A 26,620-nucleotide genomic window follows, 5' to 3' on the forward strand; every position below is an offset into this window, starting at 1 on the left:
CGATGGCAAGCCCCGCCCGCCCCCGCCGGGGCCTGCCGGCGCGAACTGCCCGATCCGTGGGCAGCGGTCGGGGACGCTCAGTGCGGCAGGGTGACGATGATCGCGCCGCGCTCGGTCGCGACGACGGTGTGTTCGTACTGCACGACGGGCGCGCGGGGCTGGCTGAACAGGGTCCATTCGTCGCGCCCCTCGGCGGCGCGCACACCGCCGCGCGACAGGAACGGCTCGACCGTCAGCACAAGGCCGCGGTCGATGCGGCGGCGGTCGCCCTTGGTGGGCCAGGTCGCGATGACCTCGGGCGCTTCGTGGAGGGCGCGGCCCACGCCGTGGCTGGCCAGGTTGCGGATCAGCGTATAGCCGCGCGCCGCGGCAAAGCGGCCGATGGCGTTGCCGATCCCGTCCAGCGGCCTGTCGGCGCCCACCTGCGCGATGCCGACCTCCATCGCGCGCCGGCCGTCGCGGCACAGCCGCTCGATGGCGGGCGCCACGACGCCCACGGCAAAGCTGGCCCCGGTATCGGCAAAGAACCCGTCCTTGGAGGCCGACACGTCGATGTTGACCAGATCGCCCGCGGCGATCACCCGGTCGCCGGGGACGCCGTGCGCGATCTCCTCGTTGACGCTGATGCAGGTCGCGCCGGGAAAGCCATAGCTGTCCTCGGGCGCAGGCACCGCGCCCGCGCGGTCCAGCAGGGCGCGGCCGATCCCGTCCAGCTCGCGCGTGGTCATGCCCGGCTCCATCGCGCGGGCCATCGCCTGCAGGGTCGTGGCCACGATCCGGCCGATGGCCTGCAACCCCTCCAGCTCCGCCTGATTCGTGACCGTCATCGCGCCCTCCGCCCTTGGTGCCGGTCCAGCATAGCGCCTGCACCCACACCCGGCATCCCGAAAAGGCACTTTACTGGTATGGTAGTATAGTGTAGTGGTTGCGACCGAGGAGATCACCATGGCCACGCCGTTCCGCACCCGCCCCGAGCCGCTGCCCCAGACCCGCGTGAACGCGGCGTCGCAGCTGGCCGACCGGTTGCGCGCGGCGATCATGGACAACAGCCTGCCCCCCGATACCCGCCTGTCCGAGGTCGAGACCGCCCAGCAATACGGCGTCAGCCGCCAGCCCGTGCGAGAGGCGTTCATCGCGCTGGCGGGTCAGGGCCTGCTGGACGTGCGCGCGCAGCGGGGGACCTTCGTCACGCGCATCTCGCTGGCGGCGGTGATGGACGCGCGCTTCGTGCGCGAGGCGATCGAGGCCGACATCGTCAAGCTGCTGGCCGCCGACCCGGACCCCGCGCTGATCGCGGACCTGGACGCCCAGCTGACCCGCCAGATGGACCTGATCGGCGGATCGGCCCGCGATTTCATCGACGCGGACGAGCTGTTCCACCGCACCCTGGCCGAAGGCGCGGGCAAGGCCAGCGCCTGGCGCGTCGTGGTCGAGATGAAGGCACAGATGGACCGCGTGCGGTTCCTGTCCAGCCGGCATTTCCCCGTCGACCGCCTGATCGACCAGCATCGCGCGCTGGTCGCGGGCATCCGGGCGGGCGATGCGCCGCGCGCCGAAGGGGCGATCCGCACCCATCTGCGCGGCATCCTGGACGACCTGCCCGTCATCCGGGCCGACTGCCCCGACTATTTCACCTGATCCCGGCCCCGCCGGACAATCCTTGGAGGAGGACACCATGACACCGACCCGCATGATCGCCATCACCCTGGCCGCCGCACTGACCACCAGCACCGCGATGGCCGCCGACGTCACGCTGAAGCTGGGCCACCTGGCCAACGAGGAGAACATCTGGCACAAGGCCGCCCTGCATTTCGCCGAGGAGGTCGCCGCCGGGACCGAGGGCCGGGTCGAGGTCCAGGTCTTTCCGAACGAATCCCTGGGCAAGGAGATCGACGTCATCAACGGCATGCAGCTGGGCACCGCCGACATGACCATCACCGGCGAAAGCCTGCAGAACTGGGCGCCCAAGGCCGCGCTGCTGGCGCTGCCCTATGCCTACCGCTCGCTGGAGCACATGGACGAGGTCGCCTCGGGCGAGATCGGCGACCAGATCGAGGCCGAGATCATCGCCAATGCCGACATCCGCCCCCTGACCTATTTCGCGCGCGGCCCGCGCAACCTGTCGGCCAACCGTCCCATCACCACCCCGGACGAGCTGAACGGCTTCAAGCTGCGGGTGCCCAACGTGCCGCTGTTCGTGACCGCCTGGCAGGCGCTTGGCGCGAACCCGACGCCGATGGCCTTCTCCGAGGTCTTCACCTCGCTGCAGAACGGCACGATCGAGGGGCAGGAGAACCCGCTGGCGCTGTTCCAGTCCGGCGGCTTCTACGAGGTGCAGAAGACCGTGAACCTGACCGAGCATGTCCGGTCCTGGATCTATCTGACGATCTCGGAGAACGCCTGGAACAAGCTGTCCGAGGCCGACCAGGCCGCCGTGCAGGCCGCCGCCGACAGCACCCAGGCCTTCGAGCGCGAGCTGTTCCTGACCGACGAGCAGGAGCTGGTCGCAGAGCTGGAGGCAGCGGGCGTAACCTTCGTCGAGGTCGACCAGCAGGCCTTCGCCGATGCCGCCCGCGATGCGGTGATCGGTGCCGTGGACGCGGACATCCGCCCGCTGGCCGAACAGATCTTCAACAACTGATGGCAGGGCGGCGGGGCGCACCCTGCCCCGCCCGTCCCCCGGAGACATCCCATGACACAGGCATTCAAGGGGTTGGAGGGGCTGTGCCGCCTTCTGATCCTCGTGGCGTTCCTGCTCTTGTCGGCATCGGTCCTGCTGCAGGTCTTTGCGCGCACCTTCCTGTCCACCGCCCCCGTCTGGACCGAGGAGCTGACCCGGTTCTGCCTGATCTACATCGGTGCCCTGGGCGCCGGTCTGGCGCTGCGCAGCGGCGACATGGTGAACGTCGACCTTCTGTGCGAAAGCCTGCCGGGCCGCTGGCCGTGGCGGCTGCGGCTGGTCAGCGCGGTGCTGACCGCGCTGTTCGCCGGCGGCCTTCTGGCGGCGGCGTGGCAATACACCCGCGTGGGCCTGCGCCAGACCGCGCCCTCCCTGGGATGGCGGATGGATTTCCTGCATGTCACCATGCTGATCCTGTTCGTCACCCTTGGCCTGTGGGCGCTGATGCGCATCTTCGAGATGCTGAGCGGCCGCCATGACGGACGCGCCATCCCCATATCGGAGGACCTGTGATGGGACTGACCCTGCTTCTGGGCGTGTTCGTGCTGGGACTGGCCATCGGCCTGCCGGTGGCGGTGACGCTTGGCCTGTCGTCGATGGCCTATCTGCTGTTCGCGGACATCCCCTTGGTGGTGATCCCGCAAAAGATGTATGCGGGCATGGACAGCTTCGTGCTGCTGTGCATCCCGGGCTTCATCCTGGCGGGCAACCTGATGAATTCGGGCGGCATCACCGAACGCATCATCCGCTTTGCCAATGCGCTGGTCGGGTGGATGCGCGGCGGGCTGGCCCAGGCCAACATCGCGGCCTCCATGCTGTTCGGCGGCATCTCGGGCACCGCGGTGGCCGACGTCGCCTCGGTCGGCGGCATGATGATCCCCGGGATGAAGCGCGCGGGCTATCCCGGTGCGTTCTCGGCCGCGGTCACCGCGGCGTCGTCGACGGTGGGCCCGATGATCCCGCCAAGCGTGCCGATGATCATCGTGGGCTCGCTGTCGGGCATGTCGGTGGGCAAGCTGTTCCTGGGCGGGGCCATTCCGGGCATCGCCATGGGCGTGGCGATGATGATCACGACCGTCATCCTGGCCCGCAAGCACGGCTTTCCCCGCGAACCCTGGCAGGGGCTGCGCGAACTGTTCACCTCGTTCACCGGGGCGATCTGGGCCATCGCCATGACCGCGCTGATCGTGGGCGGCCTGCTGACCGGCATCACCACGCCCACCGAAACCGCCATCGTGGCGTGTCTCTATGCGATGCTGGTGGGCCTGTTCATCTATCGCGAACTGCCCTGGCGCGCGATCCCGCGCATCATCACCAACAGCGCCATCAGCTCGGCCGGCATCCTGGTGCTGGTGGGCACGGCCAACGTCTTCGGCTGGATCCTGGTGTCGGAACGCATCCCGCAGATGCTGGCCGACGGGGTGCTGTCCATCACCGACAACAAGTTCGTGGTGATCCTGCTGATCAACCTGCTCCTGCTGTTCGTCGGCATGTTCATGGAAACCATCGCGGCGCTGATCATCCTGTTCGTGCCGCTGCAGACGCTGGCCCTGGCCGTGGGCATCGACCCGCTGCATTTCGCGGTCTTCGCGGTGATGAACCTGATGATCGGGCTGACCACGCCGCCGGTGGGGGTGTGCCTGTTCGTGGCCGCCAACATCGCGCGCCTGCCGCTGTCGCCGGTGATCCGGGCGATCACGCCCTATATCGTCACCAACCTGATCATGCTGCTGATGGTCAGCTATTTCCCGCCGCTGTCCACCTGGCTGCCCAACCGCCTGATGCCGTAAGGAGGTCACCATGACCCAGACCCGATGCGTCCGCCTGAACGGCCAGGACGACCTGACCATCGCCGCCACCGACCTGCCCGCCCCCGACCGGGGGCAGGTCCGCGTCGCCGTCCTGGCGGGCGGCATCTGCGGATCGGACCTGCATTACTGGCAGGAGGGCGGCATCGGCACGATCCGCGTGCGCGAACCGATCATCCTGGGCCATGAGGCTGCCGGCCGGATCAGGGCCGTGGGCCCCGACGTCACCCACCTGCGGGTGGGCCAGCTGGTCGCGATGAACCCCTCGCATCCCTGCGGGACCTGCGATTTCTGCAAGGCAGGGCTGCCGCATCACTGCATGGCGATGCGGTTCAAGGGCTCGGCGATGTATCTGCCCCACGAACAGGGAATGTTCCGCGACGGCATCACCATCGGCGCCGCGCAGTGCCACCCCCTGCCCGACACCGTCACCCCCGGCGCCGCCGCCTGCGCCGAACCGCTGGCCGTGTGCCTGCACGCCGCCAACCGCGCCGAGGCGATCGCCGGACCGCTGGCGGGCAAGACCGTCCTGGTCACGGGCGCGGGGCCGATCGGCGCGCTCTGCGTGGCGGTGGCCCGCCTGCGCGGGGCCGCGACGATCATCGTGACCGACATCCAGGACGCCACCCTGGCCGTCGCCCGCCGGATGGGCGCCGACCATGCGGTGAACCCCGTGGCCGACCCCGATGGCCTGGCGGAATGGCAGCAGGACAAGGGCCGGGTCAATCTGGTCTTCGAATGCTCGGCGGCGGCATCGGCCATCCGCGACGCGGTGGCCTGCCTGCGCCCGCTTGGCGCGCTGGTCCAGGTCGGCGTCGCGGGGCCAACACCCCTGCCCCTGAACCTGATGGTCGGCAAGGAGATCCTGTTCGCGGGCTCTCATCGGTTCGACACCGAATTCGCCGATGCGGTGGGGCTGATCGGCACCGGCGCCATCGATCCCCGCCCGATCATCACCGCCACCTTTCCGATGAGCGACGCCGAAACGGCGTTCCGGACCGCCGCCGACCGCGCCCGGTCGGTCAAGGTGCAACTTTCCTTTGCTGAAGAAGAGACCCAATCATGAGACAGACCTGGCGCTGGTTCGGACCCAAGGACCTGGTGTCCGTCGACGACATGCTGCAGGCGGGCGTCCAGGGCGTCGTGACCGCCCTGCACCACGTCCCCACCGGACAGGTCTGGCAGCCCGACCAGATCGCGGACCGCCAGGCCCAGCTGGCCGTGATGCGGGACGGCGCGCCCTCGGGCCTGGCATGGGAGGTCGTCGAGAGCCTGCCCGTATCCGAGGACATCAAGCGCCAGACCGGCGACTGGCGGGCCCATATCGAGGCGTGGAAGACCTCGATGCGCAACCTGCACGCGGCGGGCCTGCAGGTCATCTGCTACAACTTCATGCCGATCCTGGACTGGACGCGGACCGATCTGGTCTATCGGCTGCCCAACGGCGCGACCTGCATGCGCTATGACGCGATCGATTTCGCGGCCTTCGACCTGTTCATCCTGCAGCGCCGCGGCGCGGCCGACGACTATGCCCCGCAGATCGCCGAAACTGCCCGCGCGCGGCTGGCCACCATGTCGGACGACCGGCGCGAACAGCTGACCGGCAACGTGGTCTTCGGCCTGCCGGGCGCCGCCGAACGCATGACCCTGGACGACGTCAAGGACCACCTGGCGCGCTATGACGACATCAGCCCCGACCGCCTGCGCGCCCATCTGGTCGATTTCCTGGCCGAGGTGACGCCCCTGGCGCAGGAGCTGGGCATGCGCCTGTGCTGCCACCCCGACGATCCGCCGTTCCCGCTGCTGGGCCTGCCCCGCATCATGTCGACCGAGGCCGACTATCGCGCCGTCATGGATGCGGTGGACCTCTCCGCCAATGGCATCACGCTGTGCACCGGATCGCTCGGTGCGCGCGCCGACAACGACCTGCCGGGCATGATGGCGCGCTTGGGCGACCGGGTGCATTTCCTGCATCTGCGCAACGTCGCGCTGGAGGAGACCCATCTGGGCGGGTCCTTCCACGAGGCCGCGCATCTGGAGGGCAACACCGACATGGTCGCGATGATCGCCGCCATCCTGGCGGAGGAGAGCCGCCGCCGTTCACAGGGCCGCGACGACTGGCAGATCCCCTTCCGCCCCGATCACGGCCAGGACATCCTGGACGACCAGTCCCGCAAGGCGCAGCCCGGCTATCCTGCCATCGGCCGCCTCAAGGGCCTGGCCGAACTGCGCGGAATTGAGACGGCGCTGTCCCATCCGCTGGTGACGCAGCGCGGCTGAGGTGATTGGACGGGTTATTCGCATCATGAAACGCCTTGTCATGATGCGAATAGCCGCCATAATCCCCTCATGCAGATCTGGGAAAGCCCTGCCTGGCCCAATTTCCGCCACGACCCCTCCCTGACCGAAGGGCGGCTGGCGGCGTTTTCCGCACGCCTCGGCGCCATCACCGGCCTGCACCACGCCCTGACCCCCGACGAACGGCGCGAGGCCTTCCTGCGCGCGGTCACGACCGAGGCCGTGTCCTCCTTCGCGATCGAGGGGGCCAGCCTGCCCGCGGCCCAGGTCCAGGCCTCGGTCGTGGCCTCGATGGCGCATCGGGGCGCCGAACCCGTGCGGCGCAGCGACGCCATCGCCGACCTGATGCTGCAGGCCCGCGCGGGTGGGCCGCCCTTGGACACGCCCACCCTGTGGCACTGGCACCGCCTGCTGTTCCACGGGCTGGAGGTCGAGGACAAGGGCCGCTGGCGTCGCTTTGCCATGGTCATCACACGCAGCGCGACCGCCGGCCGGGACGAGGTCCTCTATGCCGCGCCCCCTGCCGACCGCGTCCCCGCGATGATGGACGATTTTCTGACGGCCCTGCAGACCGACGACCGCCCCGCGCCGATCCGCGCGGCGCTGGCGCATCTGTGGTTCGAATCCATCCACCCCTTCTCGGACGGCAACGGGCGGCTTGGCCGGGCGCTGGTCGAACATGTCTTCGCCCGCGACGGGGCCGCCCTGCCCTTCTCGCTGTCGCGCCAGATCGAGGCCGACAAGCGCGGCTATTACGCGGCGCTGCAGGCCGGGCGGCAGGTGGTGGGCGCGGCGATCGACGCCACGCCCTTCGTGCTGTGGTTCATGGACCGGCTGATCGCGGGGGTCGACGATGCGGTCACCGACGCCCGCTTCCTGGTGGCGCGCAACGCCTTCTTCCTGCGCCACCGCCCCCCGCCGCGCGCCGAACGCGTGCTGCGCCGCCTGTTCGCCGAAGGCCCGGCCCGCGTAGCCCAGGGCATCTCGGCCGCCCCCTACGGGCGCATCGCGGGCGTCTCCGCCGCGACCGCCACGCGCGATCTGACCGACCTGGAGGCCGCCGGAATCCTGCGCCGCGGCCCCGAGGGCGGCCGGTCGACCCGCTATCTTCTGGTGATGGCCTAGCCGAACAGGCCCGGCGACATGTCCTCCCAGAACGCCCCGATCCGGGCGGCGTTCAGGGGCGACATCCAGCCGTGGCGCTCGAAATCGGCGCGCGCGGCGCGGTCGGTCAGCTGGCTCAGGAACAGCCGCCGGTCGGCGTCGCGCTGCGTCGGGGTGCGCTGGCGGATCACCTCCAGGATGCGGCGCAGCCGTTCGGCCTGCGGGTTGGGCGGTTCGACCGTCACCGGATCGGGCGTGCCGAAATCGCCGTCCAGCGCGGCGCTGAGATAGCCCACCTTGCTGACCACGTTCCGCCGCGCCTCGACGTAATCCAGCTTGGCCGACACGACCTCCTCGCCATGCGCCGACAGCCATTGCCGCGCCAGCCGGTCGCTGACCCCAAGCGCGCGCAGCCGGCCATAGACGGCGCCATGCCGCGCCCCCTCGCCGTCGTCCATGTCCAGGATCGCCAGCTGCGGGTTCTCGGTGATCAGGAACCGGATATGGGTGACCGCCCTGCCCTGCTTCTTGGTCTCGGGCGTCAGGATGATGTTCGAGGTCTTGTTCACCTCGGTCACGGCGGGCTTGATGATCTTGGCGTTCAGCTGCTTGAACACCTCGTAATAGGCCGACCCCTCGACCCCCATCAGCCGCCGGAACAGGTCCAAGGGCCACCACCCCGTCGAGCCGGTCCGCACGAAGCGATAGCAGTTCTCGTACAGCGCCAGCGCATGCCCGGAGGTGAACCGCCGCTGCATGTTCAGGTTGATCAGGGCAAAGACCTTGGGATCGTGCAGCTTCTCGGCCAGGGCCGGGGAATAGGCGTATTCGCAGATCCCGCCCTTCAGCTTGGCATAGCTCAGCAGGCTGGACACGCCCCATTCCTGACGCCCCTTGTCGTCCAGCATGTCCCATTCCGCAACGGTCTCGACCAGCCCGCGCAGCGACTGCTTCAGCGTGTCCATGTCGTTGCTGTTGTACCCGATCATCAGGCACAGCGTGCGCGCGTCGATCTGGTGGCTGGGCCTCGACATCAGCGTGTCATAGGCGTTCAGCAGCAGCACGTTGGACAGCTTGCGCTGCAGCAGCGTCAGCTTGCCCGACACGTGGATCGCCGCCACATGCTTCTTGACCGCACCGCGCCTGAGCGCGCCGGACAGCTGGTCGCGGGGGATGTCGTCCATGAGGTCTGCCATTGTCCTGCCTGTCCCTATGCTGCCGCAAAAGGCACCCTGCGGCAACAGCCTTTCAGGCACCCTTGCCGCGACTGTCGCGATCCCGAAGACGGGCACCTTGCATCGCCGGCCCCGCGCTAAGGCACCCGTTTCCGGGACGGACACCCCTGGCGAACCATGCTCCGTGGGCTTTTTTTGCCCCAAACAGGCCCCTCCCGTTCCTCGGCACCCCTCAACCCGAGAATCGGCGCCCCTCCCCCTGTTCCCGGGCACCCGTCATCCCGGATAAGGGTCCTCTTCGTCCCGCATACGGGTCCCGAACTGCCTTCAGGTCATTGAAAGTACGATATTTCCTTACCGCAAAGACTCTAAAATCTCTAAACAAGATACAAGCTTTAGGGGGCTGCTTTTTCTGGTTTGAGAAGGGTTTCGCGGCGAAACCGGGCAATTTTGTTCCCAACCAACGGATGATGTGCGATAGAAAGTGCAGTACGCCTCGGAACACGATACATCGCAGCAGGAACGAGATGTCAGGCAAAGAGCCGCTTCCCCCCTATTTCAGCATAGACCCCGCCCGTGCCGCCAAGCGCCTGTCGGAGCCGATCGGCACCGCCCGATTCGCCAAGGCCGCAGCCTTCGCCGCCCGCGGACGGCAGGACCTGGCAGAGCGCGGCTATGCCCCCGACGGACGCAAGCGCCTGCGCCGCTTTTCCACCTGGGAGATCTGCCGCTATCTCATCCCCGTCGCGACCGCCCATTTCCGCCGCGTGCTGCGCAAGAACCCCGACCTGCCCCAGGGCGTCGGCGAGGGCAACTCCAAGTGGTTCACCCTGGACGACGTCCTGCGTCTGCGCGACCACTTTGCCCAGGAGGGGGCCGCCGACCGCGAATACCGCCCCTGGCGCCCCGAGGGCCTGCCGGCCAAGGTGCTGGCGGTGGCGAACTTCAAGGGCGGCGTGGGCAAGACCTCGACCGCGGCGCATCTGGCCATGTCGGCGGCGCTGGACGGCTACAAGGTGCTGGTGATCGACCTGGACAGCCAGGGCAGCATGACCTCGATCATGGGTGGGCAGGTGACGGACGAATGGTCCACGGCCTTCCCCCTGCTGGCCAAGGACTATGCCCTGGCCCTGCAGGACGAGAACCGCGTCCGCGAGGCCCGCGGCCAGCCCCCCCTGCCCTTCGACGAGACCCTGACCGAGGCGCTGAAGATCGGCGCCCGCGACTTGATCCAGAAGACCCACTGGCCCAATATCGACCTGCTAGGCGCGCAGCTGAACCTGTACTGGGCCGAATTCCAGGTGCCTGTCTGGCGGATGGGTCTGCGCGGCTGGCCGCTGTGGGACGCGCTGTCGAACGGGCTGACCCATGACGGGGTCGTGGATGACTATGACATCATCATCATCGACACGCCCCCTGCCCTTGGCTATCTGACGATCAACGCGCTGGCGGCCGCCGACATCCTGCTGGTGCCCCTGGGCGCGACCTTCCTGGAGTTCGATTCGACGGGCCGGTTCTTCGACATGCTCTATTCGACCTTCGCCAGCGTTGAGGATGGAGAGAACACCGCCCGCCGCCGCGACGGACTGCCCGAGATGCGGTTCGAATGGGACGCGGTCCGCGCCATCATCACCCGTTTCGAGGCCGGTCAGCAGACCGACCTGGCCAACGTGATCCAGGCCTATTTCGGCGACTTCATGACGACCTATCGTCAGGAGCTGACCGCCATGGTGGGCCAGGCCGGGGAACAGGTGAATGGCATCTACGAGGCCGACTACCGAGAGTTCAACCGCGACACCTATGTCCGCGGCCGCGAGACGTTCGACCGCACCTGGGCCGAGGTGAAGGAGCTGATCCTGGGGGCCTGGTGGCGCGATCTTCAGATGGAAAAGCAGGAACAGGAGCAGACCGATGGTCAAGCGCAGACGTCTTGAAGCCCCCAGCACCGATGACCTGACCCGAATCGAGGCAGAGTTTCGCAGCGAAACCTTCGACCGCGCCGCCTCGGTCCGGGGCATCGCGCCGATCGCCCAGGTCGCGGCCGATAGCGCGTCCCAATTCCAGCCTGACGGGGCGGACAGCCGTGCCGCGCGTGCCCGCGCCGAGGCCGACGCCGCGCGCCTGCATGCGGCGCAGGACAGCGGCCTGCTGATGGTCGACCTGCCGCTGGAGCAGATCGACGAGGACGCGATGATCCGCGACCGCATGACCATGGGCGAGGCCGAGATGCTGGAGCTGCGCCAGTCGATCGCCTCGCACGGGCTGCGGCTGCCGATCGAGGTCTTTGCGCTGGAGCAGGAGGGCAGGGCAGGCCAGCGCTATGGTCTTCTGTCGGGCTATCGCCGGCTGCTGGCCACGCGGGGGCTGCGCGACCTGACGCAGGCGGACAAGTACGCGACCATCCGGGCGATCGTCCGGCCCCGCGCCGATGCAGGCAACGCGTTTGTCCAGATGATCGAGGAGAACGAGGTCCGCGAAAACCTGAGCCATTTCGAGCGGGGGCGTATTGCGGTCATCGCGGCGAACCATGGAGCCTTTGCCAATACCGAAGATGCCGTCGACAAGCTGTTCGGCAGCGGATCGAAGGCAAAACGGTCCAAGATTCGATCTTTTTCCCTTATATTTGAAGAGCTTGGAGACATGCTGCAGTTCCCTGAGCAGCTGACCGAGCGTCGCGGGCTGCAGCTGGCGACCGCGCTGCGCCAAGGGGCCGAGAGCCAGGTTCGCCAGGCTCTGTCCCATGCTGCCCCCGAAGATGCGGATTCAGAATGGGCGGTAATCGAACCGGTGATCCGGCAGCAGGATCAGGGGGTCCGCGACCCGGGACGGGGAGGGCGCCCCAAGCGCCCTGCGACGGCCCATGGCTGGCTGGACGACAAGACCCTGCGGACATCCAGCGGGGTGACGATCCGGCGGTCCAGCGACAGCAGGGGGCACCTGCTGCGCCTGGAGGGGGCTGCCCTGACCACCGAACTGGTGGACAGCCTGATGCTGGAGATACGGGCGCTGCTAGAGCGCTGACGGTTTCGTGGCGAAACCGGCCGGCCGGAAGTTCGCGCAATCGCGGTAGGGCAGGGGGGTACGGCTGCGGGGCAGTGGGTACTTACGGGCAAGACTTCAGGTCGCCGCGGGGTTGTGTCCCTAGGGCGTTGTAAAAGCGCTGAATTATCGGTGACGGATCCCATTTCGACGGCACGGTGTCGTGACGCAGAGCGAACAGTGTCATTCGCCGCGTTCACCGGCCACGGTGCTTCAACCCTTACTCCCATGTGTCTTGACCCCGCTGGTCGGGAACCGGCGGGGTGAAGATTATGACGGGTCGCTGCCGCCGCCGGTTCTGAGGCGGCGGTTGGCGTCAGAGGCCTTCGACCGGGGGGCGGGTCTCGGGCGGGATCGGGCAGCGATAGGGGTGCTGGGCCAGGTGGTCGGCATGGGCGGCCTTGGCCGCCTGGATCAGCGCCGGGTCGGTAAGCGCCGCATGGGCGGTGGCGGCCATGACCTTGGCGGCGTGCAGCATGCCCTTGTGCGCGGCGGGGGCCTTGCCCTGGGCAGTCTGCTGCCAGCTGTGGAGCGCGGTGCCCACCGCACAGGTGGCGACGCGGGCCTGGACGGTGGGCACCGCCCAGCTGACATCGCCCACGTCGGTCGAACCCATGCCGCCCATGAAGGGCCGGTCCAGGGGGGCGATGAAGTTGCACAGCGGCAGGTCGTAGTCGGGCTTCATCGCCAGCCGCTTGAACGTGTCGGCGATGTCCTCGCGCGACAGGCTTTCGCGGATGGCGGTGGCGAAGGCCGTGTCATCCGCGTCGAAGGGGACGGGGCCCAGGGCCTCGAACTGGGCCTGCATGGCGCGGGACAGGGGCAGGTTCTCGGTCAGGTTGGACACGGCCGAGAACACGCGCGAGGTCACGGTAGTGCCCGACATCAGCGCCGCCCCGTCGGCGATCTTGCGCACGCGGTCGACCAGCGACGACAGGCCTGCAAGGTCCGGGCTGCGGATCAGCTGGCGCACGGTCGCCTTGGCCTGGACGACGTTGGGTGCGATGCCGCCGGCGTCCAGATAGGCGTAATGGACCCGCGCCGCGTCGGGCATGTGTTCGCGCATGTAGTTGATGCCGATGTTCATCAGCTCGACCGCGTCCAAGGCGGACCGGCCCAGTTCCGGCGCGCCCGCCGCGTGGGCGGCCTTGCCGTGGAAGGTGAAGTCGATGCGCGTGTTGGCCAGAGACCGCATGTCGTCGACCGCGTTGAAGCTGGCCGGGTGCCAGGTGATGGCGATGTCGACGTCGTCGAACAGCCCGTCGCGGACCATGTAGGTCTTGGCGGCGCCGCCTTCCTCGGCCGGGCAGCCGTAGTAGCGGACGCGGCCGGGCACGCCGTTGGCCTCCAGCCAGTCCTTGACGGCGGTGGCCGCCGACAGCGCGGCCGAGCCCAGCAGGTTGTGGCCGCAGCCATGGCCGAAGCCGTGATCGGCGATCTGGCGCGGCTCGGCCAGGCCGGGTTCCTGGGACAGGCCGGGCAGGGCGTCGTATTCGCCCAGGATGGCGATGACCGGGCCGCCCGTGCCCGCCTCTCCCATGACGGCGGTCGGGATGCCGGCCAGGTTTTCGGTCACGCGGAAGCCCTGATCGCGCAGCATCCGGGTGTGAGCGGCGCAGGATTTGACCTCGCCATAGGCCAGTTCGGGCGTGTCGAACACGGCATCGGCCAGGCCGGTGAACTGGGCGGCGCGGGCATCGACCAGCGGCCAGAGGGGGTTGTCGTTTCGCATGGGGTTTTTCCTTTGGTCAGGCTTGGTCGTTCAGGTGGCAGGCCGACAGGCGGCCGGGGGCAACCTCGCGCAGCGCGGGCACCTCAAGGCGGCAGCGGTCATGGGCATGGGGGCAGCGGGGGTGGAAATGGCACCCCGGCGGCGGGTTCAGGGGCGAGGGGATCTCTCCCTTGATGGCATGATAGGTCTTCTTGCCGGTCTCGAAGGTCGGGATCTCGCTGACAAGGGCTTGGGTATAGGGGTGGTTCGGACGCGCGATCAGGTCTTGGGCCTCGCCCAGTTCGACCAGGCGGCCCAGATACATGACCGCGATCCGGTCCGAGATATGTTCGACCACGCCCAGGTCATGGCTGACGAACAGGTAGGTCAGGTCGAAATCCCGCCGCAACTGAACGAAAAGGTTCAGAACCTGGGCCTGGATCGACACGTCCAGCGCCGCCACGGATTCGTCGCAGACCAGGAAATCGGGGCGCACCGCCAGCGCGCGGGCGATGCCCACCCGCGCCCGCTGTCCGCCCGAGAACTGGTGCGGATAGCGCTTGCCCATGCTGGGGTCCAGGCCCACCTGCTCCAGCATCCGCTCGACATAGGCGGGGATGTCGCGGCGGGGCACGATGCCGTGGACGCGTGGCGCCTCTCCGACGATATCACGGACCTGCAGGCGGGGGTTCAGGGACGACATGGGGTCCTGGAACACCATCTGGATCTTGAGCGCGGCGTCGCGGGCGGCGGCGCCCTTGAGGGTCGCCACGTCCTGGCCGTTGTAGAGGATGCGCCCCTGGCTGGGGCGGGCCAGCCCCGCCACCATGCGGCCAAGCGTGGACTTGCCGCAGCCGGATTCGCCGACCAGGCCCAGCACCTCGCCGCGGCGGACCGACAGGTCGATGCCGTCGACGGCGTGGACGGTGACCGGGGCGATGCGGGCGCCCAGGGTCCGGGCGGTGCGTTCGGCGATGTCCAGGTCCTTGGTGAACCGCTTGGACACGCCGTCGATCTGCAGGATGGGCTGTGGTGTCACGGGGTGGCCTCTGCGTCGGCATGGGGGTGGTGGCAGCGCACCTGGCGGCCGGGGCCGGCGGCGGTCAGGGCGGGTTCGACCTGGCAGGCGGCATCGGCGCGCGGACAGCGCGGGGCGAACTTGCACCCCTTTGGAAGGTTCAGAAGCGACGGCGTCATGCCCTTGATCTGGGTCAGCATCGCGCCGTGGCGCTTGCCGTGGGGGACGCTGTCGATCAGGCCGCGCGTATAGGGGTGGCGGGGGTTGGCGATGATCGCGGCGGTGGGCCCTTCCTCGATGATGCGGCCCGCGTACATGACCGCCAGGCGGTCGGCCAGGCCCGACACGACGGCCAGGTCATGGGTGATCCAGATCAAGGCGGTGCCCGATTGGGCGCAGAGCTTTTGCACCTCGGACAGGATCTGGGCCTGGATGGTCACGTCCAACGCGGTGGTGGGTTCGTCCGCGATGATCAGGTCGGGTTTGTGCAAGAGCGCGATGGCGATCGCCACGCGCTGGCGCATGCCGCCCGAGAACTGGTGCGGATAGCTTTTCAGCCGCTCGTCCGGGGAGGAGATGCCGACCTGGACCAGCGCCTCGCGGCAGCGGCGCAGGGCCTCGGCCCGCGAGACGGTTTCATGGGCGCGGACCGTCTCGATCATCTGTGTGTCGATGCGCAGGACCGGGTTCAGCGTCATCATCGGGTCCTGAAAGATCATCGCGATGCGCTTGCCGCGCAGGGGGCGCATGGCCTTTTCCCCGCCCGCGATCAGGTCGGTGCCGTCGAAGACGACCTGGCCCCCGGCCACCCGGCCGGGCGGGTCGACCAGCCCCAGGATCGAGAAGCCGGTGACCGACTTGCCGGACCCGGATTCGCCCACCAGGCCCAGGATCTGGCCACGCTCCAGCGTGAAGCTGACCCCGTCCACGGCGCGGGCGGTGCCGTCGCGGGTCATGAAATGCGTCTGCAGTTCGCGGACGTCCAGCAGGGCGGTCATGTCTGCAACCTCGGGTTCAGGACATCGCGCAGGCGGTCGCCCACGACGTTGATGGCGATGATGGTGACGACCAGGGCGATGCCGGGAAAGACGCTGACCCAGTAGCGGCCCGACAGCAGGTAGTCGTAGCCGTTGGCGATCAGCAGCCCCAGGGAGGGTTCGGTGATGGGCACGCCCACGCCCAGGAAGGACAGCGTCGCCTCCAGCGCGATGGCCTGGGCGATCTGCACGGTGGCGACCACGATCAGGGGCGGCACGCAGTTGGGCAGCAGGTGGCGGAACATGATCCGGCGATTGGACAGGGCCAGGCAGCGGGCGGCGTCGATGTAATCCTTGCGGGTTTCCACCATGGCCGAGCTGCGCACCGTGCGCGCGTAATAGGCCCATTGCACGATGACCAGCGCCAGGATCACCTTGTCCACCCCGCGTCCCAGCAGCGCCAGCAGGATCAGCGCGATCAGGATGGCGGGAAAGGACAGCTGCAGGTCGACGATGCGCATCACCAGGCTGTCGAAGCGCCCGCCGAAATAGGCGGCGGCGACGCCGACGATGGTGCCGATGGTGATGGCCAGGGTCAGCGACACGACCGCGACCATCAGGCTGATGCGCAGCCCGTACATGATGCCCGACAGCATGTCGCGGCCCTGCTGGTCGGTGCCCAGCCAGAAGGTCTGGCCGGTGGCCATGCTGACCTCTCCGGGGGGCAGGCCGCCGTCCATGATGCTCAGCTGCATCAGGTCGTAGGGGTTCTGGGGCGCGATCCAGGGGGCCGCGATGGCGATCAGCGCGATCACCACGAACAGGACCAGGCCCAGGACCGCGATGCGGTCCTCGACGAACTGCTTGGCGATGCGCTTGGCGGGGCTGTCGATGCGGACCGGGGCGGGGGAGGGGGGTGCGATGTCGGTCATCCCTTCATCTCCGACAGGCGGATGCGGGGGTCCAAGGCGGAATAGATGACGTCGACCAGCAGGTTGATGCCCACGATGATCAGCACCGTCAGCATCAGGTAGGCCACGATCACCGGGCGATCCAGCAGGTTGATGCTGTCGATCAGCAGCTTGCCCATGCCGGGCCAGGCGAACACGGTTTCGGTCACGATGGCAAAGGCCACCATCGAGCCCAGTTCCAGCCCGATGATGGTCACCACCGGGATCATGATGTTCTTGAGCACATGGACCAGCACCACGCGGCGCGGCGACAGGCCCTTGGCGCGGGCGAACTTGACGTAATCCTGCATGCAGACCTCGCGCGTGTTGGCGCGGGCCAGGCGGATGATTAGCGACATCTTGAACAGTGCCAGGTTGATGGCGGGCAGGATCAGGTGCGACAGCCCGTCCCAGGTCAGGAAGCTGACCTGCATGCCCAGGAATTCGGTGGTCTCGCCGCGCCCGCCCGCGGGCAGCCAGCCCAGCAGCACGGCAAAGACCAGGATCAGCAGCATCCCCTGCCAGAAGTTGGGCAGCGAGAAGCCCAGGATGGACCCGCCCATGATCGTGCGCCCCGCGATGCCGTGGGGCCGCAGCCCGGCCCAGACCCCAAGCGGGATGCCGATGCCCACCGACAGGGCCAGCGCGACCAGCGCCAGTTCCAGCGTGGCGGGCAGGCGGTCCAGGATGATCTCCAGCGCGGGACGACCGTAGACGAAGGAGGTGCCCAGATCGCCGTGAAGGGCGTTCCAGACGAAGATCCCGAACTGTTCATAGAGCGGCCGGTCCAGGCCCAACCGTTCGACGGTGGCGGCGATCTGGGCCTGGCTCGCCTCGGGGCTGACCAGCACATCGACGGGATTGCCGATGAAGAAGACGCCGAGGAAGACCAGAACGGCCATGGCCATGACGGCCAGCAGGCTTTGGCCCACGCGGCGGACAAGATAGACGATCATGACGGGGTCCCTGTGATGGGGCTGGGGTCCGGCACCCCGCGACGCGAGGTGCCGGAGGGGCGCATCATTCGGCTGCTGGCTTGACCTCGGCGGCCAGGGTGTACTGGTCGACGCGGGGTTCGTAGGTCAGGTCGGGCTTCATCGCCCAGACCGTCTGTTCGTAATGCAGCGGGATGATCCCGGTATCGTCCAGCACCAGGGTCTGGGCGTCCTGCAGCATCTGGTCGCGCGCGTCGTCGTCGATGGTGGCCATCGCGGTCGTCAGCAGCGCGTCCATCTCGGGGTTGGAATAGCGGCCGGCATTGGTCGGCCCCATGCCCGTCGCCTCGTCATAGGTGGCCACCAGCGATTTCAGCGGGGACGACATGTCGCCCGAGGACGCGCCCCAGCCCGCCAGGTAGATCGGGAATTCCAGCGCGTTCCGGCGCGAGAAGAACTGGCTGGCGGTGCTGGCGTCCACGCTGACGCGGATGCCGATCTGGGCCATCATCTGGGCCACGGCCTGCGCCACCTGTTCGTCGTTGATGTAGCGGTCGTTCGGCGTCCCGAGCGTCAGCGAGAACCCGTCGGGGTATCCCGCCTCGGCCAGCAGGGCGCGGGCGGCGTCGGGGTCATAGGCCTCGACCGGGCGGTCCGAGGTGCCGAACATCGGCGGCGGCAGCAGTTCGCCCGCGGCCTGGGCATAGCCGCCCATGATCCGTTCGGTGATGGCCTGGCGGTTGATCGACATCGAGATGGCCTTGCGCACCCGCGCGTCCATCAGCGGGTTTTCCCCGTCGGTGCCGCCGATGCCGGGGGCGTCGGGCTGCTGCAGCATGTGCAGATAGATCACGCGGTTGGACAGCGCGTCGACGATGGTGAAGCCGCCCTGTTCGATGCGCGGGATGTCCTGGATGGGGGGCGATTCGATCATGTCCACGTCGCCCGCCAGCAGGGCCGCCACGCGGGGGCCGTCGCTGGTGATCGGGCGCATGGTGACGCTTTCCCATTGCGGGGTGCCGCCCCAGTAGTCGTCGAACCGCGTCACCACGACCTCGGACCCGCGGGTATAGCGGTCCAGCACATAGGGGCCGGTGCCCACCGCGACCGCGGGGTCGTTGAAGGCCGGGGCCTGGGGCACGTCGCCCATGCCCTCGCAGGTGCCGTCGGGGCCGTAGGTCACCTGGTCGTCGGCGCCAAGCGCATCGGCGGACAGGATCGCAAGGCTCCACAGGTCGACCGGCAGCAGGGGATTGGTGGCCTTGGTGGTGATGGTCAGCGTGTGGTCGTCCTCGGCCGCCATGTCGGCGATGCCGCCCGTGAAGATGGTGTAGGCCGAGGGCGAGTTCTGGACCAGCGGCACCCGGCAGAAGGAATAGATCACGTCGCGCGCGGTGAAGTCGCCGCCGTCGTGGAATTTCACGCCCTGGCGAAGCTTGAACCGCCAGGTGGTGTCGTCCACCGCCTCCCAGCTTTCGGCGAGGCCGGGGGTGACCATCTGCAGCGCGTCCTGGGTGGTCAGCGCCTCGAAGATGTTCTTGGAGACCTGGATGTTGGTGGACAGCTGGTGGAACAGCGGGTCCATCGAGGTGGCCTCGGACTTGAGGCCGATGGTCAGGGTCTGGGCGGCGGCGGGGGCCAGGCCCGCCAGGACGATGCCCGCGGCCAGGGGCAAGCCGAATGCTTTCATCGCGATATCCTCTCTGCTGGTGATGCGTGGATCGGTCACCCCGAAGTTGTTCCCCGGTGATGCAATCCCGCTTGGCGATCAGGGTATGATGCGATAATCAGATGTCAATCGCGAATATCGATGCGTTTTTCTCATAGGGTGGCGATGGAACCGGATGACACTGCCGCCGACCGGGATCGCCGGTCGGGAATATCCCTGCGCGAACTGGAGGTTCTGCAGGCGCTGGTGGCCAATGGCACCGCGATCAGCGCGGCGCGTCGGCTGGACATCTCTCAGTCGGCGGTCAGCCGCAGGCTGGCGCAGCTGGAGGAGCGGCTTGGCTTCAAGCTGTTCCTGCGCACCAACGGCCGCCTAATTCCCACGATCGAGGCCCTGTCGCTGAGCGAGCAGCTGGCGCCGGTGCTGGAAACGCTAGCCCGGTTGGTCCATCGCGCCGACCGGCCTCAGGGCGCACACGAGGGGACGCTGTCCATCGTGGCCCCGCCGACCATCGCGCACCGGTTCCTGCCAAGCCGGATCGCGGCCTTCAAGCAGGCCAATCCGGGCTGCCAGATCACCTTCGACGTGCTGGCCAGCGACAGCCTGCTGACCGGCATCGCCGAGGGTCGGTTCGATGTCGGGATGAGCGACAGCACCGTTGCCCATGAAGGCATCACATCCGAGCTGTTGCTGGAAACGCAGGCAATCTGTGTCCTGCCGCGCGACCATCACTTGGCCGCGTTCGAGGTGATCCGCCCCGAGGATCTGCACGACGAGCCGTTCATCGCCCTGTCGCGCCGCCATTCCAGCCGCGCCGCCATCGACCGCCTGTTCGACCGCGCGGGCCTGGCCCTGCGGATCGAGCTGGAGGCGTCGACCAACGTGTCCGTCATCCAGTTCGTGCGCGAGGGTCTGGGCGTGTCGCTGTTGAACCCGTTCCCGCTGGTCCACCAGATGGCCGATCAGGTGGCGATGCGCCCCTTCCTGCCCGCGATCCGCTACAGCACGCATTTCCTGCTGCCGGCCAGCCGGGCGCCCTCCGCGGTGACGCGGGCCTTCATGCAGGACGTCACCGACAGCCTGGACCGCGCCGCCTATCCGACCCCCACCGCCCTGCGATAAAGGAATCTTGATGCAGACCCCCACCAGCCAGCAGATCCTGGCGCAGCTGATCGCCTTCGACACGACCAGCCACCGCTCCAACCTTGCGCTGATCGACCATGTCCGGGCCTATCTGGCGGAATATGGGGTGGACAGCCGGCTGGTCATGGATGCGACCGGGCAGAAGGCCAACCTGTGGGCGACGATCGGGCCCGCCGACCGCCCCGGGGTGATCCTGTCGGGCCATACCGACACGGTGCCGGTCGAGGGCCAGGACTGGGCCAGCGACCCCTATGCGCTGACCGCGCGCGACGGGCGGCTGTACGGGCGGGGCAGCTGCGACATGAAGGGGTTCCTGGCCTGCGTGCTGGCCGCCGTGCCGGACCTTGTGGCGCGCGATCTGGCGCGGCCCGTGCATCTGGCGTTTTCCTATGACGAGGAGGTTGGCTGCGTGGGCGTGGTCGGCCTGCTGGAGATGCTGCGCGACGAGGGCCTCCGCCCCGCCCTGTGCATCGTCGGAGAGCCCAGCTCGATGCAGGTGGTGATCGGGCACAAGGCCAAACGCTCGATGCGGGTGACGGTGGGGGGCAGGGGGTGCCACTCCTCGCTGGCACCGCAGGGGGTGAATGCGGTCGATTACGCGGCCCGGCTGGTGGTGCGGATGCAGGACATCGCGGCCCGGCTGGCGACCGAAGGTGGGCGCGACGCCGACTATGACATCACCCACAGCACCGCCCATACCGGCACCATCCGCGGCGGCACGGCACTGAACATCGTGCCCGACCTGTGCACGCTGGACTGCGAGTTCCGGGTGCTGCCGCAGGAGGATGCCGACGCCCTGGTCCAGGAGCTGCGTGATTACGCCCGCGACGAGCTGGAACCGATGATGCGGCGCATCGCCCCCGAGGCCGGGATCAAGATCGAGGTCTTTGCCCAGTTCCCCGGCCTGGAGACCCCGCCCGACGCCGAGGCCGTCACCCTGGTCAAGCGCCTGACCGGCAGCAACGGCCATTCCAAGGTCGCCTTCGGTACCGAGGGCGGCCGCTTTGCGGAGATGCTGGGGGTGCCCACGGTGATCTGCGGGCCCGGCGCGATCGCCCAGGCCCACAAGCCCGACGAATACATCGAGCGGTCCCAGATGGACGCCTGCGACGCCTTCCTGGGGCGGCTGGCCGATTGGGCGACGCGAGGGGCGTGACGCCGCCCGCTGGCCGTCAGCGCGGCATCAGCTTGGCGGCCAGCGTCTGGACGTCCGGCCCCGAGACCTTGGGCACGATCCGATAGGCCGCGTTCACGAAGCAGAACAGCGCGAATCCCAGCAGCCCCAGGCAGACGCCCGTCACCAGGATCTGGCCATAGACCTGCCCCGACAGCCAGGAGAACGCCTCTCCGGTGCCGCCGGCCTGCTGGGGGTTGGCCTGCCAGGCCGCGAAGCCGAACAGCAGGCCCACCACGCCGACCACCACGCCATGCGCGATCAGCCCCGCCTTGAGCACGGGGTTCCAGCGGGTGGTGACCGGGTTGGCGCGCAGGTGCTGGCGGTATTCGTTGGTCCAGCCCTGGCGCATGTAATGCACGCCCGCCCCGATGATCAGCATCGCCGCGGCCCCGATCAGCCAGCGGCCGCCGGGCCATTCCATGACGGTGCGGACATGGCCGGGAATGCTGGACCCCTCGCCCGAGCCGCCCCCTGCGCCGCCGCCGAACAGCAGCGGAAAGACGGTCGCGCCGATCCCCAGGTGGATCGCGCCGGTCACCAGCATGCCAATGCGGGCGACGATGCCCTTGGTGTCGCTGCCGTAGTCTTCGAGGTCGAAGGCCGCGTCCAGCACCCGCCACAGCGCATAGGCCAGCATGCCGATGAAGATGACGAACAGCAGCACGCCGCCGCCCCAGGTCGTGTCCAGCCATCCCAGGGCCGAGGACGTGTCCTGCGCGCTGCCCCCCCGCCAGATCGAATAGAGAGAGATCCCCGCGACGGCCAGATAGACCAGCCCCTTGCCGATATAGCCTGCCCGCATCAGCGGCACGGCCCAGCCCAGCTTGCTTTCGGTCATGTTCGTCGTTCCCGTTCCGGTTTGTGCCGAACCTACCGCAGGTCCGGGCGGCCGCGTCAAGCGATTGGCCCGAAAACCAGCCCTCAGCCCCCCGGCCCGCGCGGATCGTGTCGGGCAAAGGCGCTGATCAGGTCGGTGCGCGTCACCACCCCCACCAGCGACGGCCCCGACAGGACCGGGACGGCATCCACGTCGCCCTCGGCCATCAGTGTCAGCAGATCGCCAAGCGGCGTGTCGGCCCGCGCGGTGGGCATGTCGGCCCGCATCAGCGCCGCCGCCCGGCCCGCGGGCCGCGCATCGGTCGCGATCATGTGGATCTGGAAGATCATGCCCAGATAGCGTCCGTCGGGCCCCGTGACCGGGATCGAGGTGAAGCGGTGGCGCCGGAACAGCGCCGCCACCCGTTCGGCCGGGGCGTCGGGGCCGACGGTCACCAGGTCGCGCGACATGATCGTACCCGCCGTGACTGGCCCGACACGCTGCGCCGCCGCCTGCAGTTCGGCCGCCCCCACCAGGCGGGCCAGATCGCCCGCGCCCAGGTTGAAGTTCTGCCGATAGCGTTCCAGAAGATCGGTCAGCTGATCCTCGGACAGGCCGATGCGCGCGGCGGGGTCCGGGTCGGCGGTGCGGTGGGCGTTGCGGTCGTCCACCTGGCGCATCGGATAGCGGCGCCCGGTCAGCTGCGCATAGACCGCCGCGACGACGACCAGCAGCACCGTCCCCGCCGCCACAGGCGTCACCGCAAAGCGATAGCCCAGGTCCGCGATGGCGTCGGGGCTCATCGCGGCGGTCATGGCGACGGCCCCGGCAGGGGGGTGCAACGCGCGGCACAGGATCGTCGCGGTGATGGCCAGGCCCACCGCCACCGCGATCCGCAGCGCGGGATCGGCGACATGCAGGCACACCGCGACACCGATCAGCGCCGCCACCGTATTGCCCACGATTGCGGCCCAGGGCTGCGCCAGCGGACTGTTCGGAACCGCGAACAGCAGGACCGAACTGGCCCCGAAGGGCGCGATCAGGTACAGGCCCAGCTGGCTGTCGACCGCGGGAGACAGCACGAACAGCCCGGCGATGATCAGGCCCGCGACGGCCCCGATGCCCGCCCGCACCGCCTCGGGCAGGGGGGTCGAGGCGACCGACGGGCCCAAGGCGCGCAGTGCGCTGATCATCAGTGGTCGCATGGTCACGGTCCCGGTCAACTGCACGTTTCGCGGTCACTATGTCCATTATTTGGGCAGATGAAAGGGCATTCCGGGATATGCCCGCGGCGGGCCCCTGCAGCCTGTGCGGTGTTCATCCCTCAGCAGCGGCCCGACGCGCGGTCCGCGCATCGGGCCGGGGCCGTCAGGTCTTCAGGAAATCCTGGGTGCTGATGACATCGCCATAGAGAAACGCCAGCGCGCCCATGATCGCGGTGTGGACATGCGCCGCGGGGGCGGTCTGGCCGCCGAACTCGATGTCGCGGGTCGCGCAGGCATCGTGGATCGTGGTGGTGGCAAAGCCGTGGTCGTTGGCGGCGCGCGTGGTCGCGTCGATGCACATGTGGCTCATGGCGCCGACGACGACCACGTCGCGGACGCCGTGTTCGTCCAGCAGATCCTTGAGCCCGGTCTCGCGGAACGAGTTGGGGTGGTTCTTGGTGATGACCGCCTCGTCCTGAGCGGGGGCCACGACGTCGTTGATCCGGGCGCCCGCGCTGCCGGGGACGAAGATCGGGCCGCCGGGAATCTCGTGGCGGATGTTCACGACCAGATCGCCCCTGGAACGGGCATGGGCGATCACGCGGGCGGCGTTGTGGGCGGCGGCCTCGATCCCGTGAAGGGGAAGGTTGCCGTCGGGCCAGTATTCGTTCTGCAGATCGACGACCAGAATGGCGCGTTTGGACATGGGGTTCCTCCTGTCAGTCGGGGCATGGTGCACCGGATGCCCCGCATCGCGATAGGGGTCATGGCGCAAAGCCTGCGATCCGGACGGAACATCGCCCGCGGCGGGATGTTGATGCGGACATGACCGACGAAAGGACCGCGCCATGGACGACAAGAAGAAATCCGACCCCGTCGTGCCCCGCCAGAACGGCCAGGGCCAGGGCCAGGGCGTACCCCACGACCCCAAGGAGTTCGACGTGATGAACCCGGCCAAGATGGACAAGCCGTCCGCCGACGAAACCCCGTCCAAATCCTGACGTGACGGCGCATCCCGACGCGGCCGCGACCCCCGACGATCAGGGGTCGCGACAGGCCGCACGGGCGGTCGCGGTGATCGTCATCGCGACCGCCGTCAAGCTGGCGGTCTTTGCGGCGCTGGAACGTCCCTGGGGCTGCGACTGCGGCCGGATCTGGGCGATGCCCGGCGATCCGGCGCTGAATTCCCAGACCCTTCTGGACCCCTATTCCCTGCTGCATGCGGTGACAGGCGCGCTGCTGGTCCTGCTGGTCACGCGGCTGCGGCCCGATCTGGGCCTCTGGGCGCTGCTAGCCGTCGTCGTCGCCAGCAGCACGACTTGGGAGGTAATCGAGAATCTGCCCGTCAGCATCCGCCTGTTCGGCTATGACTCGGCGGACCCATTGGCCTATCACGGCGACAGTCGCCTGAACGCGTTCGCCGACACGGCCTGCGCGGTTGCCGGTGCGCTGTTCGCGCGGGTCGCATCGGCGCGGGTTGTGCTGGCCGTGGCGGTCGGGACAGAGATCGCGCTGTCCCTGTGGATTCAGGACGGTTTCGTCATCGCCGCCATTCGCGCGCTGCAGCAGGCGCTGTGACCAGGGTCGGGCGTCGGCCCAGCACGCCTTCGATCGCGTCCGCAGCCCCGGCGGCGCGCGGCCAATGCTGTGCGTCCTGCGCAAAGCCGTGGGCGTTCGCCCGAAACGACGGGTCGTCCAGCAGGCGGCACAGCGCGTCGTGGATGCGTGCCTCGGACGCCCACCGTGGCGACAAGCGCAGGCCGGTCCCGGTCCGGGCGATGCGGGCGGCGACGCCCGGCTGATCGTTGGTCAAGGGCAGGGCCAGCATCGGCACGCCCTGTTCCAGGCACTCCATGACCGTGTTCATGCCCGCATGGGTCACGCAGACCTGCGCGCGTTCCAGGATCGCGCGCTGCGGGACAAAGCTGCGGACCCAATCCGCGGGGATATCGCGCGCGCCCTCGGCCGACTGGCCGCCAAGCGAGACAAGCACCTGCGCCCCGGCCCGGCGACAGGCCCGCGCGATCCGCGCCAGCAGGCGGTGCCGGTGCCCCTGCAGCGTGCCCAGGCTGACATAGACCAGCGGTCGATCCGGGTCGGGGCGGATGTCGCAGGGCAGCGGCTCGGCGACGGGGGCGCGGAACAGGCCCATGTGGCGCACCCGCCCGCCGGTCACGGGACGGGGGTGGTCGAACCCCGGCACGGCCTGCGCCAGCGTCATCAGGGGCGACACGCAATCGGTGAAATCGCGCAGCGGCCCAAGGTCCCAGTGCAGGGCGATGGTCTGGATCACCCGCGACTGCCGCCGCATCACCCATTGCGCGATCCGCCGCGCGGTCCGCAGCCGTTCGATCCCCCGCTCGCTGTGGTCGGGGCGCCACCCCAGGAACGGGATCGGCACGCCGGGTTCGTCGTCGAAGGGCAGGGCGCAGGCGATCGACACCATCGGGATGCGCATGTGGCGCGACAGCAGGCCCGCCGCCGGCTCTGTCTGGTCGCCCAGGATCAGGTCGGGCCGATAGGCGGCGATGGCCGCCGGACCAAGCCGGCAGAGCATCTGCGTGCGCGCGGCGCCCGCGGCGATCTCTCCGTGCAGGCGCGCCGAATGGGGGCGGTTGTCGGGCGGCAGGCAGGGTCTGGAGCGGACCGTGTCGCCGGCCAGAAAGCGGACATGGTGGCCGCGGGCGCGCAGCTCCTCGGCCAGCGCGGCGAAGGCCTGGCGATGGCTGGGATAGGGCGGGCAGATCATCAGGATGCGGGCGGCAAGCCGGTCGTATTGTACCATCATCGTCCTCTTGCAGGCCCAACGACGGCTTGGGGCAATCGTTGCAAAACTTTGTCCCCGACAATGCACCATCGACGGATCGGGCCTTCGTGGCGGGCTGAACCGCGATCGGGGCGGTTTGTTCCGCAC

Annotated in this window: 25 protein-coding genes; 13 read left to right on the forward strand and 12 right to left on the reverse strand. The window is 68.7% G+C overall.

Annotated elements, in window-relative coordinates:
• Positions 1-77 precede the first annotated feature (77 nt).
• Positions 78-827 carry a type I methionyl aminopeptidase gene (map, locus tag LZ686_RS10290; protein WP_349547709.1) on the reverse strand — a complete coding sequence of 250 codons (750 nt, stop codon included), beginning with the start codon at positions 825-827 and terminating at the stop codon, positions 78-80.
• Positions 828-945: 118 nt separating this feature from the next.
• Between map and LZ686_RS10295 the strand changes: the two genes are divergently transcribed.
• The 7 genes from LZ686_RS10295 (at position 946) to LZ686_RS10325 (ending at position 7,911) form a co-directional block, all read left to right on the forward strand.
• On the forward strand, positions 946-1,638 hold the full coding sequence (locus tag LZ686_RS10295; RefSeq protein WP_295166549.1) for a GntR family transcriptional regulator: 693 nt from the start codon (positions 946-948) through the stop codon (positions 1,636-1,638).
• A 37-nt stretch (positions 1,639-1,675) separates the two neighbouring features.
• Positions 1,676-2,641 (forward strand): TRAP transporter substrate-binding protein, encoded by a 966-nt coding sequence (locus LZ686_RS10300; RefSeq protein ID WP_217846402.1) that lies wholly within the window; start codon positions 1,676-1,678, stop codon positions 2,639-2,641.
• A gap of 51 nt (positions 2,642-2,692) precedes the next feature.
• Positions 2,693-3,193, forward strand: a complete 501-nt coding sequence (locus LZ686_RS10305) for a TRAP transporter small permease (RefSeq protein ID WP_349547710.1) — start codon at positions 2,693-2,695, stop codon at positions 3,191-3,193.
• Positions 3,193-4,470, forward strand: a complete 1,278-nt coding sequence (locus LZ686_RS10310) for a TRAP transporter large permease (protein WP_045981853.1) — start codon at positions 3,193-3,195, stop codon at positions 4,468-4,470. Before LZ686_RS10305 ends, LZ686_RS10310 begins: the two co-directional genes overlap by 1 nt.
• A 10-nt stretch (positions 4,471-4,480) precedes the next feature.
• Positions 4,481-5,554, forward strand: a complete 1,074-nt coding sequence (locus tag LZ686_RS10315) for an L-idonate 5-dehydrogenase (protein WP_349547711.1) — start codon at positions 4,481-4,483, stop codon at positions 5,552-5,554.
• Positions 5,551-6,768 (forward strand): mannonate dehydratase, encoded by a 1,218-nt coding sequence (uxuA, locus tag LZ686_RS10320; protein ID WP_349547712.1) that lies wholly within the window; start codon positions 5,551-5,553, stop codon positions 6,766-6,768. The genes LZ686_RS10315 and uxuA overlap by 4 nt, the downstream gene beginning before the upstream one ends.
• A gap of 69 nt (positions 6,769-6,837) precedes the next feature.
• A complete protein-coding gene (locus tag LZ686_RS10325; RefSeq protein ID WP_349547713.1) occupies positions 6,838-7,911 on the forward strand; it encodes a Fic family protein in 1,074 nt (357 codons plus the stop codon).
• Here the strand turns inward: LZ686_RS10325 and LZ686_RS10330 are convergent.
• Positions 7,908-9,074: a replication initiation protein gene (locus tag LZ686_RS10330; protein ID WP_148911573.1), complete on the reverse strand. Its 1,167-nt coding sequence runs from the start codon at positions 9,072-9,074 to the stop codon at positions 7,908-7,910. The genes LZ686_RS10325 and LZ686_RS10330 overlap by 4 nt on opposite strands.
• Positions 9,075-9,592: 518 nt before the next feature.
• On the opposite strand from LZ686_RS10330, the gene LZ686_RS10335 reads away from it, so the two are divergent.
• Together LZ686_RS10335 and LZ686_RS10340 are read left to right on the forward strand one after the other, a co-directional pair.
• Entirely contained in the window at positions 9,593-10,999 is a 1,407-nt protein-coding gene (locus tag LZ686_RS10335) for an AAA family ATPase (protein ID WP_045981848.1), read from the forward strand.
• Positions 10,977-12,086 carry a ParB/RepB/Spo0J family partition protein gene (locus tag LZ686_RS10340; RefSeq protein ID WP_349547714.1) on the forward strand — a complete coding sequence of 370 codons (1,110 nt, stop codon included), beginning with the start codon at positions 10,977-10,979 and terminating at the stop codon, positions 12,084-12,086. Before LZ686_RS10335 ends, LZ686_RS10340 begins: the two co-directional genes overlap by 23 nt.
• A 334-nt stretch (positions 12,087-12,420) precedes the next feature.
• Here the strand turns inward: LZ686_RS10340 and LZ686_RS10345 are convergent, their stop codons facing one another.
• The 6 genes from LZ686_RS10345 to LZ686_RS10370 all read right to left on the reverse strand — a co-directional run bounded on the left by LZ686_RS10345 (position 12,421) and on the right by LZ686_RS10370 (position 19,385).
• Positions 12,421-13,836, reverse strand: coding sequence for a M20 family metallopeptidase (locus tag LZ686_RS10345; RefSeq protein WP_046001500.1), 1,416 nt, complete (start codon positions 13,834-13,836; stop codon positions 12,421-12,423).
• Positions 13,837-13,852: 16 nt separating this feature from the next.
• Positions 13,853-14,854: an ABC transporter ATP-binding protein gene (locus LZ686_RS10350; RefSeq protein WP_349547715.1), complete on the reverse strand. Its 1,002-nt coding sequence runs from the start codon at positions 14,852-14,854 to the stop codon at positions 13,853-13,855.
• Positions 14,851-15,831 (reverse strand): ABC transporter ATP-binding protein, encoded by a 981-nt coding sequence (locus tag LZ686_RS10355; protein ID WP_045981845.1) that lies wholly within the window; start codon positions 15,829-15,831, stop codon positions 14,851-14,853. The genes LZ686_RS10350 and LZ686_RS10355 overlap by 4 nt, the downstream gene beginning before the upstream one ends.
• Positions 15,828-16,742, reverse strand: a complete 915-nt coding sequence (locus LZ686_RS10360) for an ABC transporter permease (protein WP_148911576.1) — start codon at positions 16,740-16,742, stop codon at positions 15,828-15,830. Before LZ686_RS10360 ends, LZ686_RS10355 begins: the two co-directional genes overlap by 4 nt.
• On the reverse strand, positions 16,739-17,716 hold the full coding sequence (locus LZ686_RS10365) for an ABC transporter permease (protein ID WP_045981844.1): 978 nt from the start codon (positions 17,714-17,716) through the stop codon (positions 16,739-16,741). Before LZ686_RS10365 ends, LZ686_RS10360 begins: the two co-directional genes overlap by 4 nt.
• Positions 17,717-17,780: 64 nt before the next feature.
• A complete protein-coding gene (locus LZ686_RS10370) occupies positions 17,781-19,385 on the reverse strand; it encodes an ABC transporter substrate-binding protein (protein ID WP_304615041.1) in 1,605 nt (534 codons plus the stop codon).
• 144 nt (positions 19,386-19,529) lie between these two features.
• Here LZ686_RS10370 and LZ686_RS10375 point away from each other — a divergent pair, with 144 nt between their 5' ends.
• Both LZ686_RS10375 and argE read left to right on the forward strand, forming a co-directional pair.
• Complete coding sequence (locus tag LZ686_RS10375) at positions 19,530-20,486, forward strand: LysR substrate-binding domain-containing protein (RefSeq protein ID WP_349547716.1); 957 nt, start codon at positions 19,530-19,532, stop codon at positions 20,484-20,486.
• Positions 20,487-20,496: 10 nt separating this feature from the next.
• Entirely contained in the window at positions 20,497-21,663 is a 1,167-nt protein-coding gene (gene argE / locus LZ686_RS10380; RefSeq protein ID WP_349547717.1) for an acetylornithine deacetylase, read from the forward strand.
• A gap of 16 nt (positions 21,664-21,679) precedes the next feature.
• On the opposite strand, the gene LZ686_RS10385 is transcribed toward argE, so the two are convergent.
• The 3 genes from LZ686_RS10385 to LZ686_RS10395 all read right to left on the reverse strand — a co-directional run bounded on the left by LZ686_RS10385 (position 21,680) and on the right by LZ686_RS10395 (position 24,412).
• Positions 21,680-22,522, reverse strand: a complete 843-nt coding sequence (locus LZ686_RS10385) for a DUF1206 domain-containing protein (RefSeq protein ID WP_349547718.1) — start codon at positions 22,520-22,522, stop codon at positions 21,680-21,682.
• A gap of 83 nt (positions 22,523-22,605) precedes the next feature.
• Positions 22,606-23,706: an HPP family protein gene (locus LZ686_RS10390; RefSeq protein ID WP_349547719.1), complete on the reverse strand. Its 1,101-nt coding sequence runs from the start codon at positions 23,704-23,706 to the stop codon at positions 22,606-22,608.
• A gap of 163 nt (positions 23,707-23,869) precedes the next feature.
• Entirely contained in the window at positions 23,870-24,412 is a 543-nt protein-coding gene (locus tag LZ686_RS10395; protein ID WP_045981838.1) for a cysteine hydrolase family protein, read from the reverse strand.
• 142 nt (positions 24,413-24,554) lie between these two features.
• On the opposite strand from LZ686_RS10395, the gene LZ686_RS10400 reads away from it, so the two are divergent.
• Together LZ686_RS10400 and LZ686_RS10405 are read left to right on the forward strand one after the other, a co-directional pair.
• Positions 24,555-24,707, forward strand: a complete 153-nt coding sequence (locus tag LZ686_RS10400) for a hypothetical protein (RefSeq protein ID WP_157001368.1) — start codon at positions 24,555-24,557, stop codon at positions 24,705-24,707.
• 1 nt (position 24,708) lies between these two features.
• The gene (locus LZ686_RS10405) at positions 24,709-25,284 is read left to right on the forward strand and encodes a DUF2585 family protein (protein WP_349547720.1); all 576 of its coding nucleotides are present in this window, start codon (positions 24,709-24,711) and stop codon (positions 25,282-25,284) included.
• On the opposite strand, the gene LZ686_RS10410 is transcribed toward LZ686_RS10405, so the two are convergent.
• The gene (locus LZ686_RS10410) at positions 25,247-26,491 is read right to left on the reverse strand and encodes a glycosyltransferase (protein ID WP_349547721.1); all 1,245 of its coding nucleotides are present in this window, start codon (positions 26,489-26,491) and stop codon (positions 25,247-25,249) included. The two genes, LZ686_RS10405 and LZ686_RS10410, sit on opposite strands and share 38 nt — an antisense overlap.
• Between the last annotated feature and the right edge of the window lie 129 nt (positions 26,492-26,620).

Origin of the sequence: Paracoccus sp. NFXS7 (genome assembly GCF_040148865.1) — a bacterium.
Lineage (GTDB): Bacteria > Pseudomonadota > Alphaproteobacteria > Rhodobacterales > Rhodobacteraceae > Paracoccus > Paracoccus marcusii.

Excerpts from the sequence above, each read along its gene's own strand:
- map (WP_349547709.1), bottom strand. The coding sequence starts at position 827 with ATGACGGTCACGAATCAGGCGGAGCTGGAGGGGTTGCAGGCCATCGGC.
- LZ686_RS10295 (WP_295166549.1), top strand. The coding sequence starts at position 946 with ATGGCCACGCCGTTCCGCACCCGCCCCGAGCCGCTGCCCCAGACCCGC.
- LZ686_RS10300 (WP_217846402.1), top strand. The coding sequence starts at position 1,676 with ATGACACCGACCCGCATGATCGCCATCACCCTGGCCGCCGCACTGACC.
- LZ686_RS10305 (WP_349547710.1), top strand. The coding sequence starts at position 2,693 with ATGACACAGGCATTCAAGGGGTTGGAGGGGCTGTGCCGCCTTCTGATC.
- LZ686_RS10310 (WP_045981853.1), top strand. The coding sequence starts at position 3,193 with ATGGGACTGACCCTGCTTCTGGGCGTGTTCGTGCTGGGACTGGCCATC.
- LZ686_RS10315 (WP_349547711.1), top strand. The coding sequence starts at position 4,481 with ATGACCCAGACCCGATGCGTCCGCCTGAACGGCCAGGACGACCTGACC.
- uxuA (WP_349547712.1), top strand. The coding sequence starts at position 5,551 with ATGAGACAGACCTGGCGCTGGTTCGGACCCAAGGACCTGGTGTCCGTC.
- LZ686_RS10325 (WP_349547713.1), top strand. The coding sequence starts at position 6,838 with ATGCAGATCTGGGAAAGCCCTGCCTGGCCCAATTTCCGCCACGACCCC.
- LZ686_RS10330 (WP_148911573.1), bottom strand. The coding sequence starts at position 9,074 with ATGGACGACATCCCCCGCGACCAGCTGTCCGGCGCGCTCAGGCGCGGT.
- LZ686_RS10335 (WP_045981848.1), top strand. The coding sequence starts at position 9,593 with ATGTCAGGCAAAGAGCCGCTTCCCCCCTATTTCAGCATAGACCCCGCC.
- LZ686_RS10340 (WP_349547714.1), top strand. The coding sequence starts at position 10,977 with ATGGTCAAGCGCAGACGTCTTGAAGCCCCCAGCACCGATGACCTGACC.
- LZ686_RS10345 (WP_046001500.1), bottom strand. The coding sequence starts at position 13,836 with ATGCGAAACGACAACCCCCTCTGGCCGCTGGTCGATGCCCGCGCCGCC.
- LZ686_RS10355 (WP_045981845.1), bottom strand. The coding sequence starts at position 15,831 with ATGACCGCCCTGCTGGACGTCCGCGAACTGCAGACGCATTTCATGACC.
- LZ686_RS10360 (WP_148911576.1), bottom strand. The coding sequence starts at position 16,742 with ATGACCGACATCGCACCCCCCTCCCCCGCCCCGGTCCGCATCGACAGC.
- LZ686_RS10365 (WP_045981844.1), bottom strand. The coding sequence starts at position 17,716 with ATGATCGTCTATCTTGTCCGCCGCGTGGGCCAAAGCCTGCTGGCCGTC.
- LZ686_RS10370 (WP_304615041.1), bottom strand. The coding sequence starts at position 19,385 with ATGAAAGCATTCGGCTTGCCCCTGGCCGCGGGCATCGTCCTGGCGGGC.
- LZ686_RS10375 (WP_349547716.1), top strand. The coding sequence starts at position 19,530 with ATGGAACCGGATGACACTGCCGCCGACCGGGATCGCCGGTCGGGAATA.
- argE (WP_349547717.1), top strand. The coding sequence starts at position 20,497 with ATGCAGACCCCCACCAGCCAGCAGATCCTGGCGCAGCTGATCGCCTTC.
- LZ686_RS10385 (WP_349547718.1), bottom strand. The coding sequence starts at position 22,522 with ATGACCGAAAGCAAGCTGGGCTGGGCCGTGCCGCTGATGCGGGCAGGC.
- LZ686_RS10390 (WP_349547719.1), bottom strand. The coding sequence starts at position 23,706 with ATGCGACCACTGATGATCAGCGCACTGCGCGCCTTGGGCCCGTCGGTC.
- LZ686_RS10395 (WP_045981838.1), bottom strand. The coding sequence starts at position 24,412 with ATGTCCAAACGCGCCATTCTGGTCGTCGATCTGCAGAACGAATACTGG.
- LZ686_RS10400 (WP_157001368.1), top strand. The coding sequence starts at position 24,555 with ATGGACGACAAGAAGAAATCCGACCCCGTCGTGCCCCGCCAGAACGGC.
- LZ686_RS10410 (WP_349547721.1), bottom strand. The coding sequence starts at position 26,491 with ATGGTACAATACGACCGGCTTGCCGCCCGCATCCTGATGATCTGCCCG.